At 64.8% G+C, this 14223-nt stretch carries 12 protein-coding genes and 1 tRNA gene; 2 read left to right on the forward strand and 11 right to left on the reverse strand.

The window, feature by feature from the left end; genetic code table 11:
* Window positions 1–142 precede the first annotated feature (142 nt).
* The 9 genes from polA to AC4AMJ_RS09190 form a co-directional block, all read right to left on the reverse strand.
* The gene (gene polA / locus AC4AMJ_RS09150) at window positions 143–2884 is read right to left on the reverse strand and encodes a DNA polymerase I (RefSeq protein ID WP_489896028.1); all 2742 of its coding nucleotides are present in this window, start codon (window positions 2882–2884) and stop codon (window positions 143–145) included.
* 64 nt (window positions 2885–2948) lie between these two features.
* Window positions 2949–3518 carry a GNAT family N-acetyltransferase gene (locus AC4AMJ_RS09155; protein WP_489896029.1) on the reverse strand — a complete coding sequence of 190 codons (570 nt, stop codon included), beginning with the start codon at window positions 3516–3518 and terminating at the stop codon, window positions 2949–2951.
* A 26-nt stretch (window positions 3519–3544) separates the two neighbouring features.
* Window positions 3545–4378, reverse strand: a complete 834-nt coding sequence (locus AC4AMJ_RS09160) for a DUF5995 family protein (RefSeq protein WP_489917856.1) — start codon at window positions 4376–4378, stop codon at window positions 3545–3547.
* Between the two features lie 46 nt (window positions 4379–4424).
* The gene (locus AC4AMJ_RS09165) at window positions 4425–5192 is read right to left on the reverse strand and encodes an ABC transporter ATP-binding protein (RefSeq protein ID WP_489896031.1); all 768 of its coding nucleotides are present in this window, start codon (window positions 5190–5192) and stop codon (window positions 4425–4427) included.
* Window positions 5176–6168 (reverse strand): ABC transporter ATP-binding protein, encoded by a 993-nt coding sequence (locus AC4AMJ_RS09170; protein ID WP_489917857.1) that lies wholly within the window; start codon window positions 6166–6168, stop codon window positions 5176–5178. Before AC4AMJ_RS09170 ends, AC4AMJ_RS09165 begins: the two co-directional genes overlap by 17 nt.
* The gene (locus AC4AMJ_RS09175; RefSeq protein ID WP_489917858.1) at window positions 6165–7397 is read right to left on the reverse strand and encodes a branched-chain amino acid ABC transporter permease; all 1233 of its coding nucleotides are present in this window, start codon (window positions 7395–7397) and stop codon (window positions 6165–6167) included. Before AC4AMJ_RS09175 ends, AC4AMJ_RS09170 begins: the two co-directional genes overlap by 4 nt.
* Window positions 7394–8434, reverse strand: coding sequence for a branched-chain amino acid ABC transporter permease (locus AC4AMJ_RS09180; RefSeq protein WP_489896034.1), 1041 nt, complete (start codon window positions 8432–8434; stop codon window positions 7394–7396). Before AC4AMJ_RS09180 ends, AC4AMJ_RS09175 begins: the two co-directional genes overlap by 4 nt.
* Before the next feature lie 88 nt (window positions 8435–8522).
* Window positions 8523–9746, reverse strand: coding sequence for a branched-chain amino acid ABC transporter substrate-binding protein (locus AC4AMJ_RS09185; RefSeq protein ID WP_489896035.1), 1224 nt, complete (start codon window positions 9744–9746; stop codon window positions 8523–8525).
* Between the two features lie 170 nt (window positions 9747–9916).
* The gene (locus tag AC4AMJ_RS09190) at window positions 9917–10543 is read right to left on the reverse strand and encodes an ANTAR domain-containing response regulator (protein ID WP_489896036.1); all 627 of its coding nucleotides are present in this window, start codon (window positions 10541–10543) and stop codon (window positions 9917–9919) included.
* Window positions 10544–10683: 140 nt separating this feature from the next.
* Here AC4AMJ_RS09190 and AC4AMJ_RS09195 point away from each other — a divergent pair.
* Window positions 10684–10760: transfer RNA gene (locus tag AC4AMJ_RS09195), tRNA-Leu, on the forward strand.
* A gap of 102 nt (window positions 10761–10862) precedes the next feature.
* Here the strand turns inward: AC4AMJ_RS09195 and AC4AMJ_RS09200 are convergent.
* Window positions 10863–11534 (reverse strand): hypothetical protein, encoded by a 672-nt coding sequence (locus tag AC4AMJ_RS09200; RefSeq protein WP_489917859.1) that lies wholly within the window; start codon window positions 11532–11534, stop codon window positions 10863–10865.
* A 487-nt stretch (window positions 11535–12021) separates the two neighbouring features.
* Between AC4AMJ_RS09200 and AC4AMJ_RS09205 the strand changes: the two genes are divergently transcribed.
* A complete protein-coding gene (locus AC4AMJ_RS09205; RefSeq protein WP_489917860.1) occupies window positions 12022–13350 on the forward strand; it encodes an alpha/beta fold hydrolase in 1329 nt (442 codons plus the stop codon).
* Between the two features lie 241 nt (window positions 13351–13591).
* Here AC4AMJ_RS09205 and AC4AMJ_RS09210 read toward each other — a convergent pair whose 3' ends face one another.
* Window positions 13592–14212 carry a TetR/AcrR family transcriptional regulator gene (locus AC4AMJ_RS09210; RefSeq protein WP_489917861.1) on the reverse strand — a complete coding sequence of 207 codons (621 nt, stop codon included), beginning with the start codon at window positions 14210–14212 and terminating at the stop codon, window positions 13592–13594.
* Window positions 14213–14223 lie beyond the last annotated feature (11 nt).

The following is a 14223-nucleotide window of genomic DNA, read 5'->3' on the forward strand; positions in this document are numbered from 1 at the left end:
AGAAAAACCCCTTCATTCCCGCTCACCCGCGGGGCCACATCGAGACCGCCGGCACCATGCCGACGCCTTGACTGAACTTACTGCCTCGGCCGGTGGTCCACCGGGTGGTTACGAGAGATTTACTCCGATACCGGTGGAGGAATCAGTGGGCCGCGTCGTCCCAGGATCGACCGAAACCGACCGAGACCTCCAACGGCACGGACAGAGAGATCGCGTTGCCCATCTCTTCACGGACCACCGTTTCGACCGCATCGCGTTCCCCGGACGCCACCTCGACGACGAGCTCGTCGTGGACCTGCAGCAGCATCCGCGATCGCAGGCCCTCGGACCGCAGGCGGCCGTAGACGTTGATCATCGCCACCTTGATGATGTCGGCCGCGGTGCCCTGGATGGGCGCGTTGAGTGCCATCCGCTCGGCTGCCTGGCGCCGCTGCCAGTTGTCGCTGTTGAGGTCGGGCAGATACCGCCGACGACCGAACAGGGTCGCGGTGTATTCGTTGCGACGGGCCTCGTCGACGACATTGTGCAGATAGTCGCGGACACCGCCGAAGCGCGCGAAGTAAGCCTCCATCTGCTCCTTGGCCTCGTCGCGGCTGATCTTCAGTTGTGCGGCGAGTCCGAACGCACTCAGTCCGTAGGCCAGGCCGTAGGACATCGCCTTCACCCGGTGACGCATCTCCGTGGTCACGGCGTCGATCGGCACCCCGAAAGCGCGGGAGCCGACAAAGTTGTGCAGATCCTCGCCGGTGTTGAACGCCTCGATGAGACCCGCGTCCTCGGAGAGATGCGCCATGATGCGCATTTCGATCTGGCTGTAGTCGGCGGTCATGAGGCAGTCGTAGGCGCCTGCGGAATCTCCTCCGACGATGAAGCCCTGCCGGATCTGCCGCCCGGCCTCGGTGCGGACCGGGATGTTCTGCAGGTTGGGCTCGGTCGACGACAAGCGGCCGGTCGCCGCCACCGTCTGGTTGAACGTGGTGTGCACCCGTCCGTCGTCGGCGACGGACTTCAGCAGACCGTCGACGGTCACCTTCAGCCGAGTCGCGTCGCGGTGCTCGAGCAGATGCGCGAGGAACGGATGCTCGGTCTTCTCGTACAGGCCCTGCAGCGCGTCGGCGTCGGTCGTGTAGCCGGTCTTGGTCTTCTTCGTCTTCGGCATGTCGAGTTTGTCGAAGAGCACGGTCTGCAGCTGCTTCGGCGAACCCAGATTGATCTGTTCCCCGATCACCTCGTACGCGGCGTCGGCGGCAGTGCGAATCCGTTGAGCGAAGTCGCTTTCCAGTTCGCCGAAGTGGTCGACGTCGACGGCGATCCCGGCGGCCTCGAGCTCGGCGAGCACGAACAACAGCGGCAGTTCCATCTCGGTGAGCAACGGGAGGGAATCGATCCGCTCGAGCTCGGTGTCGAGGGTGTCGGCGAGTTCGGCGACAGCCCGCGCCTCGAGCATCTGCTGCTCGGCATGTTTGGCGTCGCCGCCGTCGTCGTCGAGCAGCGACATCTGTCCGTCGTCGGGGGCGGTGTCATCGCGCAGTTCGCGCCGCAGGTAACGCAGGGTCAGGTCGTCGAGATTGAACGTGCGCTGACCGGGACGGACGAGATAGGCGGCCAATGACGTGTCGCTGGTGATACCGGTGAAGGCCCAGCCCCGTGCCCGCACGGCGTGAATGGCCCACTTCGCCTCATGCAACGCCTTGGGCAGGTCGGGGTCGGCCAACCATGCGGCGAGTGCCTGCTCGTCGTCCGCGTCGAGCGACGGCACGTCGATGTAAGCGGAGGTGTCGTCGGCGGCGGCGATGGCGATGCCCGTCGCATCGGCCCCGGTCACCGAATGCGGTGAGGTCACCGCCACCCCGCTGCGCCCGGTCCTGGTGTGTGCGTCCAGCCAGGCCCGGACCTCGCCGGCGCCGAGCCTGGTGCCGTCCAGGTCGAATCCGGATTCCGCTTCCGGTTCAACGGAACTCAACGTCGAGAACAGTCGGTCACGCAGAACCCGGAACTCCAGGTCGTCGAACAGTTGATGAATCCGGTCGCGGTCCCAGCCGACCATCGCCAGTTCGTCCGGTCGTGACGGCAACTGCATGTCGCGGACGAGTTCGGTGAGTTGTCGGTTCGTCTGCACCGATGCCAGGTGGGCGCGCAGTGCGTCACCGACCTTGCCCTTCACCTCGTCGACGTGATCGACCAGTGAAGCGAGGGAACCGTATTCGCGAATCCATTTCGATGCGGTCTTCTCCCCCACGCCCGGGATGCCCGGCAGATTGTCGCTCGGATCCCCGCGCAGCGCCGCGTAGTCGGGGTACTGAACGGGAGTCAGACCGTACTTCTTCTCGACCTCTTCCGGGGTGAAGCGGGTCAGATCCGACACCCCCTTGCGCGGATAGAGAACCGTGACCGACTCGTCCACGAGTTGCAGTGAGTCACGGTCACCGGTGACCACCAGGACCTTGTACCCCTCGGCCTCGGCCTGGGTCGCCAGCGTCGCGATGATGTCGTCGGCCTCGTAGCCCTCGATCGCCATGACCGGGATGCCCAACGCGTCGAGCACCTCCTTGGTGAGATCGACCTGACCGTTGAACTCATCCGGAGACTTGGACCGCTGCGCCTTGTACTCCGGGAACATCTCCGACCGGAAGGTCTTCCGCGACACGTCGAAGGCGGCGGCGATGTGGGTTGGTGCCTCGTCGCGCAGCAGATTGATCAGCATCGATGTGAAGCCGTAGACCGCATTCGTGGTCTGACCGCTCGCCGTCTTGAAGTTCTCCGCCGGCAGCGCGAAGAAGGCCCGGTAGGCCAACGAGTGTCCGTCGAGCAGCATCAGCAGCGGCTGACCGTCCTTGCCGGCGGACTTCTGGGCGGGCGCAGTCGTACTCTTCGCGGGACTCACCCAAGCGAGTCTAGTGACCCACTCGGACACGTCGCGGAGCAGTTCGACGACCGGTCCGAACGCATCAGCCCCGTCTGTACATCGGCCACACCGTGGGACCGTCGAGCGGCAACGTGACCTCCCCGATCACCTCGAATCCGAATCGCTCGTACAGCGGGATGTTCGCCTCGTTCGAGCTCTCCAGATAGGCGGGTGCGTCGACCCGATCGATGCCGGCGGACAGCAGAGCGGTGCCGACACCCATGCCCTGCACGGTGGCGCCGACCTGACCGAGATACCAGTGCGGCTCTTTGGGGCGCACCCTGCCGAACTCCTGCTCCAAGATCATTCCGCGCCGGAACTGACCGCCCAATCCTCGGAGGAAGCCCAGGATCGAACCGATCTGTGCCGCGGCCGACTGCCGGTGGCCGGGTGGATCCCACACTGCGGCGCCCACCGCGATCCCGTCACGCACCGCCACATCCATCGACGAGCGTCCACCGTGGACCCACCGGACCAGCGTGTAGAAGATCCGCTTGTCCGAACGGGTCTCGGGGATCAGCCAGCGCATGACGGGGTCCGCGACGAAGGCCTGCGCCAAGAGCGAACTGACCAGGTCGAGGTCACGCGAGGGCGACACCGTGATCGGGATCATGCACCCACGATAGGCGCGCGGTCGGGTCAGAAGAGCCCGACCGCATCGGAGGTGTCGAGCACCCCTTCGGCGGTCGTCCACTCCGCCCACATCAAGCCGTGGGTCGCCGCAGCGGTCGCCGGGTCGGAGAGACCACGGCTGCTCACCCAGGCAGCGGCCCGCACACTCTGGAAGAACAAGCCGGTGGCGCGTTCCTCCCCGATCGTGTCGCCGACGATCGAGGCGGTGAACAGCTCGGTGAGGTCGGTTCCGTAGTCCTGCTTGATCGATTCGATGATCTTCGGAGTCGCGGCGCCGAGGATCTCACCGTAGAGGTTGAAGTCCGACCAGCGGTCGGCACTGGTGTGCACTGCCGCAAGCGCATTCGGTAGGTCGAGGATGAGGTGGCTGTTCATCCCCGAGGTGGCGACCCGGCCACCGCTGTGATGGCAGTCGGTGGCGTACTGGTAGTAGCGCTGCCACTCGCGGGGCACGGCCTGTCCGGTCACGTGGGCGTGCACGGCGGCCAGGTAACGGTTGACGAAGTTCAACGCGAGGCGTCCGGCCCACCGGGAGTCCTGGTAGTCGCCGCGTTCGATCGAGGGGATCGTCACATCCAGGATCGGCACGTACACATCGGCGAAGGCGCCTCGCGGGTCCCCCTTGTCGCCCCAGATGTCGGCGATCTCGTGCACGTGGTCTCGCGCATCGGCCAGCGTCCGATTGGCCGACGCGGCCGACAGATCCGCGATGTGCTGCCGCTCGGAGGCGGGAATGCTCGGACGGCACGCGGTGGCTCCGGGTTGAGCGTGGGCCACGGGAATCCCGAACGCGGCCAGCGTGAGCACCCCGACTGCGATCATGACTGTTCGTTTGAGCATGCGGGGAACGTACTGGGGTCCGTGAGACGATTCAAGTCGAAGTGTCTCACGCCACTCCGAGGTAGGCCTCCCGGACCGCATCGTCGACGAGAAGGTCTTTGCCCGCGCCCTCTTTGGTGATCACACCGGTCTCCAGGATGTATCCGCGAGTCGACCTGCTCAGCGCCTGTTGCGCATTCTGTTCGACGAGCAGGATCGTGGTTCCGTCTTCGTTGATCTTCGCGATGATCCGGAAGATCTGCTGAATCACCATGGGCGCCAAACCCATCGACGGTTCATCGAGCAGCAGGAGCTTTGGGCGTGCCATCAGGGCACGACCGATGGCGAGCATCTGTTGCTCTCCACCGGACATCGTCCCGCCGAACTGCTTGCGACGCTCACCGAGCCTCGGGAACAGATCGAAGACGTGGTCGAGCGCCTCCTGATAGGCCTGCTTCGAATCGAACTTCCTGCCGTAGCAACCCATGTCGAGGTTCTCGAGTACGGTCATACCCGGGAAGATGCGGCGACCCTCGGGCACCTGGATGATGCCTCGTTTCACCCGCTCGTGCGGTGCCAGCCCGGAGATCGACTCCCCGTTGAACAGGATCTCGCCCTTGGTCAGGCGGTTCAGCCCGGAGATGCCGCGCATTGTGGTCGACTTACCGGCGCCGTTCGCGCCGAGCAGGGTGACGAGCTCACCTGCACCCACGTGCAGCGAGATCCCGTGCAGCGCCTGGATCCGACCGTAGTGGATCACGACATCGCGTAACTCGAGGACCGTCGTCGAGCCGGGCGCGTCCGGCTTCGTCTCGGATTCAGGCGGATTCGTCATCGGGGACTCCCAGGTAGGCGGCGACCACGGCGGGATTGTCACGGACTTCGCGTGGGGTGCCGTCGGCGATCTTGCGACCGAACTCGAGCACCACGATCCGGTCGGTCACGCCCATCACCAGACGCATGTCGTGTTCGATCAGCAAGACGGTGTACCCGTCGTCACGGATCTTCTTGATCAGGCCCATCAGCGCGGTCTTCTCGCTCGGGTTGAAGCCGGCGGCCGGCTCGTCGAGACAGAGCAGTTTGGGTTCGGTCGCCAGCGCCCGCGCGATCTCCAGACGGCGCTGGTCACCGTAGGGCAGGTTGGAGGCCTTCTCGGCCGCCCGCGGAGCGATCCCGACGAACTCGAGCAGCGCCATCCCGCGGTCGACCGCGTCGTGCTCTTCCCGATAGTGCCGCGGCGTTCGGACGATGCCGCCGAACACCGACGTCTTGTGCCGCGCGTCGGTGCCGACACAGACGTTCTCGAGCGCGGTCATCTCGCCCCAGAGCCGGACGTTCTGGAACGTGCGCGCGATGCCGAGGCGGGTGATCTTGTGCTGCTTGATCCGCCCCAGCGGGGCTCCGTCGAACATGACCGTCCCGCGGGTCGGGCGATAGACCCCGGTGATAGCGTTGAAACACGTTGTCTTGCCTGCCCCGTTGGGCCCGATGAGTCCGAGGATCTCACCACGCTTGATGTGAAAGCTGACGTCGTCGAGGGCGGCGAGACCACCGAACTCGACGGTCAGGCCACTGACCTCGAGGAGGTTCTCGCCCTCCGCGGTGGCGATGTCGCGATGGGGGGCGACGACCTCGGCGACGGCGCCGGGATCGGCGAGATCCGGATCGACCGCGGCCGGGTCGAGGATCGATCGCGCCTCGGGATCGGCCGCGGCCTCCGCGAGCTGTTCGTCGATGCCCTCGGCGCCATCGGCCGGGGCCGCCGGTGAAGTGTCCGGTGACTCGTCCTCGGGCTGACGATGCCGGCTCATGCGCTCGCCTCCTCGCCGTGCGCGGGCGCCGCCGCCGGCGCACGCTTGACTGCACCATAGATGCGCCGCCCGAATGTGACCAGACGTGCCCGAGCCGGGAACAGGCCTTGCGGTCGGAAGATCATGAGGGTCACCAGCGCCAGGCCGAAGAACAGATACTTGAACTCGCTCAGCGACTGACCGCCGACCTCGATCCCCTGCACGCGTGCGGGCAGATAGACGATGATGAACGCGCCGGCGATCACGCCCAGCTTGTTGCCCTGTCCGCCGAGGACCACGGCGCACAGGAACAGCATCGAGTTGATGACGGTGAACGCCTTCGGGTCGACGTACTGCACCTGCCCGGCGTAGACCGCGCCGGACAGGCCACCGATCCCCGCGCCGATCACGAACGCCCAGAGTTTGTACTTGAACGTCGGCACGCCCATGATCTCCGCGGCATCCTCGTCCTCACGGATGGCCACCCAGGCCCGGCCCACACGGCTTCGCTCGAGGTTGCCGATCACGATGAGTACGAGAATCACCAGCACGATGCCCAGCCAGTACCACCACACGCCGTAGTTGAGCGTGGACGAGTTGTTGGCACTGGAGAAGACGCCGTCGGGGTGCTTGTCGGACGTACCGAGTTCGGGGAACAGTACTCCCTGCAGGCCGGAGGCACCGTTGGTGATGTCACCGAGGTTGTCGGCGAGCAGGCGCACGATCTCGCCGAATCCGAGGGTGACGATCGCGAGGTAGTCACCGCGGACACGTAGCGTCGGTGTTCCGAGGATGACACCGGTGATCCCGGTGATGACGATGGCCAATGGCACACATGCCAACCAGGCCCACGGACCGGAGAAGATCCCATGGTCGGTGCTGTTCCACAGAGGGCTGGCCGGACTCGTCATCAGCGCCACGACATACGCACCGACCGCGTAGAAGCCGACGTAACCCAGGTCAAGCAGTCCGGTCTGACCGACCACCACGTTGAGACCGATGGCGATCAGTGCGGTCATCGCGAAGGTGGCCATCACGACGCCGAAATTGGTGGCCGTGGTGGTGATCAGAGGCGGGTTGATGACGGGCAGCAATCCGATGACGATGATCGCCGGGAGCCCGACCAGCCACTGACCCACGCGGGGCAATCCGTTCCACCAGCTACGGATCGCATCGCCGACGCCGCGCGGTTCGGGTTTGTTCGGATCCTCGAGCGCCGACGGATCGGCGGGCGGTTGATGTGTCGTCATACCCGTGCCTTCCCGAGTTTCTCGCCGAGTATGCCGGTGGGACGGAACATCAGCACCAGGATGAGCAGGACGAACGCCACCACGTCCTTCCACTGGTTACCGAACACCACCGAACCATAGTTCTCCATCACGCCGAGCAGGAGCCCGCCGAGCAATGCGCCACGCACATTGCCGATGCCGCCGAGGACGGCGGCACAGAACGCCTTGATGCCGAGGATGAAACCGCCGAAGTAGACGATGTTCGTCGGGACCCGCAGCGTGTAGAGCAGTGCCGCCGCACCGGCCAGCAGGCCACCGATCAGGAACGTCACCATGATGATGCGTTCGCGCGAGACACCCATCAGCAGCGCGGCGTCGGGATCCTGCGCCACCGACTGGATGCCACGGCCCAGCCGGGTGCGGTTGATCATGTAGTCGGTGCCCATCGCCAAGATCAACGCCGAGATGATGATGATCAGCGTCAGGTTGTAGACGGGGGCGCCGAAGATGGTGAACTCTTTGACCGGCTGCACGAGCCGGATCGTCGGCTGAGCGCTCGAGCCACCGAGTTGCGGATCGATCGGAAGCTTCGGCAGGACGTAGTGCACGAACTCCTGCAGCACGAACGACATGCCGATGGCGGTGATGAGGAACGCCAGCGGCTTGGCATTGCGCTTGCGCAGTGGCCGATAGGCAACGAACTCCAAACCTACTGCAGCACTGCCGGACACGGCCATGCCGCACAGGCCGGCCAACAGCAGGTACACGATCGTCATGACCGTGCCCTCGGAGTAGGTGTTCCCCGACGGCGTGAATCCGAGCAGCAGCAGTCCGATGTACTGCCCGAACATACCGAGCATGAAGACTTCGGAGTGTGCGAAGTTGATCAGTCGGAGCACGCCGTAGACGAGGGTGTAGCCCACCGCGACGAGTGCGTAGATCGCCCCGTAGGTGAGTCCTTCGATCGTGAGGCCCCAGAACCCCTGCTTCAATGCACCGAGATCAAAACCGATGGTTGATGCCACCGCCGCCGTCTCGGCCACCGCATGCACAATCATTCGTGCCTTTCCACCGCAAACAAGTCACCAGCGCAGGCACGGTGCGCCCGGGCTCGCTGCCCGGGCGCACCGTGCGGGACGTGAGTTGCTACTTGACCTCGTACACCCAGATCAGCGATGAGGTGAGCTCACCGGTCGGGGTCCACTGGTATTTGCGGGCCAGACCCTGTCCGCTGTAGGTGCGGACGTAGTTGAGCAGCTGCGGCCGGGTGGTGTTGCCCTCCTCGATGCCCTTCATCAGGATGCCGGCCAGGTCATAGGCCTCCACCGAGTAGACGCCGGGGGCCTGCTTGAACGCGTCCGAGTAGGCGGAACTGAACTCCGACGGCGCCGGACCACAGGGGCACGACAGGACCGCGCCCTTGGACGAGTCACCGGCCTGCGCAGTGAACTGGGGGTCGTTCGTGCCGTCACCGGAGACGAACAGCACGTCCGGAGCGGCCGACTTCAACTGCTGGGCGAACGGCGCTGCCTCCGAGTAGTAGCCGGAGTAGAACACCGCGTCGGGACTGGCAGCCGTCACCTTGGAGATCACGGCGGAGAAGTCGCGCTCACCGGTCTTCACGTCACCCGAGCAGCTCGCGTCGGCTGCAGACCCGAGAGTCTCGGTCATCGCCTTGGCCAGGCCGACACCGTAGTCGCTGTCGTCCTTGATGACGCAGATCTTCTTCTTGCCCATGGTGCCGGTCAGGTACTTCGCAACCGCGGGCCCCTGGACATCATCGTTGGCCAACCCACGGAAGAACGTCTTCCAGCCGTTGTCGGTGAGTGACGGGTTGGTGGCCGAAGCGGTCACCGACACCAGTCCGGCCTGATTGAAGACACCGCCGGTCGCCTTCGTCTCACCGGAGAACGCGGGGCCGATCAGGCCGACGATCGAGGTGTCGTTGGTGATCTGCGGTGCGACCTGGGTCGCCTTCTGCGGATCGCCTTCGGTGTCGAAGGTCTTCAGGACGATCTGGCAGTCCGGATTGGCCTTGTTGTGCTGGTCGACGGCGAGCTGGGCACCGTCCTTGATGTTGATGCCCAGCGCGGCGTTGGCACCGGTCAGAGCGCCGGCCATCGCGATGGTCGTCTGGTCACACTTGGCTCCGCCGTCGGCGGGATTGAGCGCGTCCGAGGTCGAGGCCTGCGGGACCTCGTTGCCGTCGACGTCGATCTGCGCGAGCGGTGAAATCTCCAAACCTGAACTCGCGGACGCGGAACCGCTTGAATCACTTCCGGAGTCGCTGGATTTGCTGCTACACGCGGACACGGCGAGCACGCTCGCCAATGCCACCGCGAGAGCACCTGTCGCAACACGACGATGCATTCTCTTACCTCTTCACTTCCCACCCACCCGGCAGAGTGCCGAGAGATCTGCTGAGGAGACCTTGAGAAAACATAGACCGAATCCCGGGCGCCCGCGATGGATTGGCGGCAAACGCGCACGACACCAATTGGCGTGTTTTCACAGAATTAACGGCTCGTCCCCCGGTACCGTCAGTTGCTGGGACCGAGGGTCTCGACGACCACCTGCGCGACCGCCTTCATGGTGGTCCGGCGGTCCATCGCCGCGCGCTGTATCCACTTGAACGCCTCGGGCTCCGAGAGCGCCTGCTTCTCCATGAGGAGCCCCTTGGCGCGTTCGACGAGCTTGCGTGTCTCGAGTCGGTCGGCCATCGTGGCGACCTCTTTCTCGAGCGCGGCGACCTCGTTGTACCGACTGACCGCCAGCTCGATGGCCGGGACCAGGTCGGCCTTGGTGAACGGTTTGACCAGATAGGCCATCGCTCCCGCATCCCGCGCCTTCTCGATGAACTCCCGTTGACTGAATGCGGTCAGCATCACGACCGGCGCCAGCTTCTTCTGCGCGATCTCGGAAGCCGCGTCGATGCCGTCACGCACCGGCATCTTGACGTCCATAATCACCAGGTCCGGGGTGAGGGTTTCGGTCAGTTCCACCGCCACCTGGCCGTTCGGGGCCTCCCCGACCACCTCATAGCCCTCTTCGCGGAGCATCTCGATGAGATCCATGCGGATCAACGAGTCATCCTCGGCCACGAGCACCCGATGCGTCGTCGCCTGCTGGCCGGTCTGAGCCGTAGCCCTGTCTGCCACCGTCACCATCCCCTCCTCCTGATCGACCTACCTGTGAACAGCACATTTGATCACCGGCCGATGCGAGCAGAGTACCGGTTGACCCGCCGCCAGGCTCATCATCTAAAGTGGACTGTCGCAGCCGCCGCCGATGCGCGGAGGTCGCGAATGCCCTCGTAGCCCAATTGGCAGAGGCAACGGATTCAAAACCCGTCCAGTGTGAGTTCGAGTCTCACCGAGGGCACCAGGAATGTGCAGGTCAGAGCTATTTCTGGCCTGCATTTCCTATTCGACGGGATGCCCATCACCGCTCCACGCGCCCGAACTCGATGCTGTTGCTTCTCAGGCCTCAGCCAAGGAGATTGACTGCATTGGCGACGACGAGGCTGAGGATCACGATCGACAGCATCGATTGCACCGCCATGGCCAGCTTCGCCCACCGGGCCAGCGGCATCACATCAGTGGGGCTGAAGGCGGTGGCGTTGGTCAACGCGAGGTACAGGTAGTCGAAGAAGATCGGCCGCCACCCGGGTGGCGCGAGGCCGGGGTCGAGTTGCTGAGGAAACGCCAGATCGGGGTGATCACGGGGCCGCAGATGCCTGTTGACGGGTCCCCCGTTGTCGAGCTCCCAGTACAAGAAGCCGAACGCGATAATGGTCTGCAGCCACACCAGAGCTCCGGAGATGAGCAGTTCATTCGCGACGGTCGTCTGCGGGTTGCCGTGCACCAGGTCCCAGACGAGGCGTGCCGAACCCCATGCCGCGCCGGTGGCGATCGCCGCGACGAGTGCGAGCGACAGAGCACGGGCCCAGGGTCCGGGCCGATCGATGCGGCCGGGATCGACGATGATCAATGTCAGAAGTACGCAACCCTCGATCGCCGGAAGGAACCAGTCTGTACCCGGCGAGTACCGCGCGGGGAGCAGGAACGGCACCATCATCGACACCACGACGAACGCCGATGCGGTCCACCGCCGTTCGGCTCGGGGTCGGCGACCAGCCGAGACGCCGTCACTGCTCATCACGGAATCCCCCTGAAATCTCTACCTCGCGTACATCTTCAACGCCTCACGCGAGGTCGACGACGGCGCCGAGGACGAGGCCGATGTGCCCGATGATTCGTCGCCCGAGGCCGAGCATGCGGAGACGATCAGCCCGACCGCCGCGCCGATCGTTCGGGGGTACAGGCCAATCAGCGCTTGACGGCTCATACCCTGGAACGGTACGGAGTCACGCAGGAAAATGTGAGGCCATTCATATTTGCGCGATGACAGGTAGGGAAAACGCGGCCGAGACCCATGGTCACGCATTCCTCGACCCAGCGGCTCGACAGCGGAATCACCTATCGGCGAAGAGTTTGTTACCCAACCACACCAGCGGATCATAGTGACGATCCACAACCCGTTCTTTCATCGGGATCAGCGCATTGTCGGTGATCTTGATCTCCTCGGGACACACCTGCGTGCAACACTTGGTGATCCGCGGCGCACCACAGGTGCGGTCCTCATCGTGAATCTCGCGGATACGTTGTGCCAGAACAGCATCAGACTCCTCACGAGCCGCCCGGGTCGGCGCAGCTTTACGCCAGGCATAAAACGACGAACATGCGATCTCGACTGGAGCCCGTCCATCGCGGAGATCCGCAAGACGCTCCGCAAGACGTTGCCCACGTGGATGATCCCGCAGGACATCGTCATCATCACCGAGATCCCGCGCAACGAACGGGGCAAGGTCGACCGCTCGGCACTGCCCCCGGCACCCCCGTCATCCACCCCCGCTCCCCCGCGCGGCCTCACCGAACGTGGACTGCACATGCTGTGGTGCGAGACGCTGGGCCTCGAATCCATCGGGCGCGACGACGATTTCGTCGCGCTCGGCGGTGACTCGCTGGCCGCCACCACCATGGTGGCGGCGGTTCGCGAGCACCTGCAGGTGGAGGTGACCACGGCGATGCTCGCCGAGGCGCCCACCATCGCCGAGTTCGCCGCGGCGATCGACCGAGCGGGCAAGGAGCGCTCGAAGAACGCCACCGGCGCCACCCTCGTGCAACTACGGCCGGGCACCGGCCTGCCCATCTTCCTCATCGCCGGCGCCGGCAGTCTGGCCACCAGCCTGACCCCACTCGCGCGTGCACTCGACACCCAGCGACCCGTCGTCGCGATCCAGGCGCGCGGCATCGAAAAACGCGCTCGCGCAGACCGTTCCGTGCGCAAAGCCGCGGCTCGTGCGGTGTCCGACATCCAGTCCCTGCAACCAGCCGGCCCCTATCAGATCGCCGGGTACTCGCTGGGCGGATTCGTGGCGGTAGAGGCCGCGCCACAACTGTCACGATCGGGTCAGCCCTGCGACGAGGTGATCGTCCTGGATTCGGTGATCGATCCCGTACTCGCCGACCGACTGCAACAAAAAGGCTCCGGCCTGCTCTCCCGGCTGCGCAGACCGCGCAGTTCGCTGGGCAGCGCCGCGGAGGTCCTGCCGGATCGCAGTGGCGAAGAGACCGAGACCGCGCAGCCACCGCTGGCAGCCCGCCTCCTCCAGCAGGCCGGGCAGCACGTGCTGGTCCTGACGGCCGGGATGTTCCGCCTACCGCCGGTCCTGCAATGGGTGGCGTTCTTCAACCTCGGTACCCGGATGATCCGACGCCACCAGCCGAGTCCGTTCTCGGGTGCCATCACGGTGGTACGAACCAGCACCAACACCGACGGCCCCGAACTCTGGAGCTACTTCACCTCCGGCCCGGTGCGGACCGTCGACATCGACGCCGACCACAACTCCATGATCCGGGTCCCCCACGTGAGCAGGACCGCGCACGCGATGGAATCAGTGCTCGGCCGGTGATCTGGGTATCTGCGTGCTCAGGTCGGTCCGCCGCCGGTCCCTCGTAAAGTCGACCAAGACAATCCGACTGATCAACCAAAGGCGAAGATCGACTCGGCCTCGATCTCCACACAACGCGTTTCAATCAGAGAATGTCAGAGACGTGCGACGGCGAACCTCACGGACAGACCGATATCTACCAGTGGCGATCCGCTATCAGGACCACAGGCTTGTCCGCGAGTCGGCCGGGGCACCTTTCGACTCAGCGCAAGAGGCCGTTCAGCAGCAGGTGGCCGAGTTCGGCGAACGCGTCAGCTGCAGACAGTCCGGTACGATCCAGCAGAACCCCGGACTGCACGCCCTCGATGGCGAGGGCCACCAATTGGGAGGCGAACACGCCGTCGCGGGCAGAGAACACATCAGCAGCGATTCCTTCGTCGATGAGTTCGCGAACCCGGTCTGCCGCTTTTTCAGTGTTGCGGCGGTAGATTTCCGCGGTGGGTTCGAACACGATCATGTCGGCGTAGAACGCCCGCGAGTTGCGGCGCATCGCATCTGCTACACCCCCGAGATAAGTCGTAATCTTCTCTCGCGGATTATCCTGTGCGGCAACATCACTCTCAATAGCCTCAGCTGAGCTCCCAAAGAATTTCTTGGTCGCCATGACGACGAGCTGCTCCTTTGTGGTGGCCACGCTGTAGAGGGTCGCCTTCGAGCAATGCAGCCGCTCGGTGAGCTCCCCCATCGTGATGGACATGAAACCTTCGGACAGAAAGATCTCCTCGATCTGCCTGAGCAGATCTTCGCGGCGCGAGACATCAACTCGCCGGCGGCGCGGCGTCCGGACAGTAGCGGCGCCTCGCGAGGTGGGCGTTGCGGACATGACCGCAGTCT

The organism is Gordonia sp. LMA484, from assembly GCF_058129505.1.

Coding starts and splice junctions, on each gene's coding strand:
- AC4AMJ_RS09155 (WP_489896029.1), bottom strand. CDS start 3,518: ATGATCCCGATCACGGTGTCGCCCTCGCGTGACCTCGACCTGGTCAGT.
- AC4AMJ_RS09160 (WP_489917856.1), bottom strand. CDS start 4,378: ATGCTCAAACGAACAGTCATGATCGCAGTCGGGGTGCTCACGCTGGCC.
- AC4AMJ_RS09165 (WP_489896031.1), bottom strand. CDS start 5,192: ATGACGAATCCGCCTGAATCCGAGACGAAGCCGGACGCGCCCGGCTCG.
- AC4AMJ_RS09170 (WP_489917857.1), bottom strand. CDS start 6,168: ATGAGCCGGCATCGTCAGCCCGAGGACGAGTCACCGGACACTTCACCG.
- AC4AMJ_RS09175 (WP_489917858.1), bottom strand. CDS start 7,397: ATGACGACACATCAACCGCCCGCCGATCCGTCGGCGCTCGAGGATCCG.
- AC4AMJ_RS09180 (WP_489896034.1), bottom strand. CDS start 8,434: ATGATTGTGCATGCGGTGGCCGAGACGGCGGCGGTGGCATCAACCATC.
- AC4AMJ_RS09185 (WP_489896035.1), bottom strand. CDS start 9,746: ATGCATCGTCGTGTTGCGACAGGTGCTCTCGCGGTGGCATTGGCGAGC.
- AC4AMJ_RS09190 (WP_489896036.1), bottom strand. CDS start 10,543: ATGGTGACGGTGGCAGACAGGGCTACGGCTCAGACCGGCCAGCAGGCG.
- AC4AMJ_RS09200 (WP_489917859.1), bottom strand. CDS start 11,534: ATGAGCAGTGACGGCGTCTCGGCTGGTCGCCGACCCCGAGCCGAACGG.
- AC4AMJ_RS09210 (WP_489917861.1), bottom strand. CDS start 14,212: ATGTCCGCAACGCCCACCTCGCGAGGCGCCGCTACTGTCCGGACGCCG.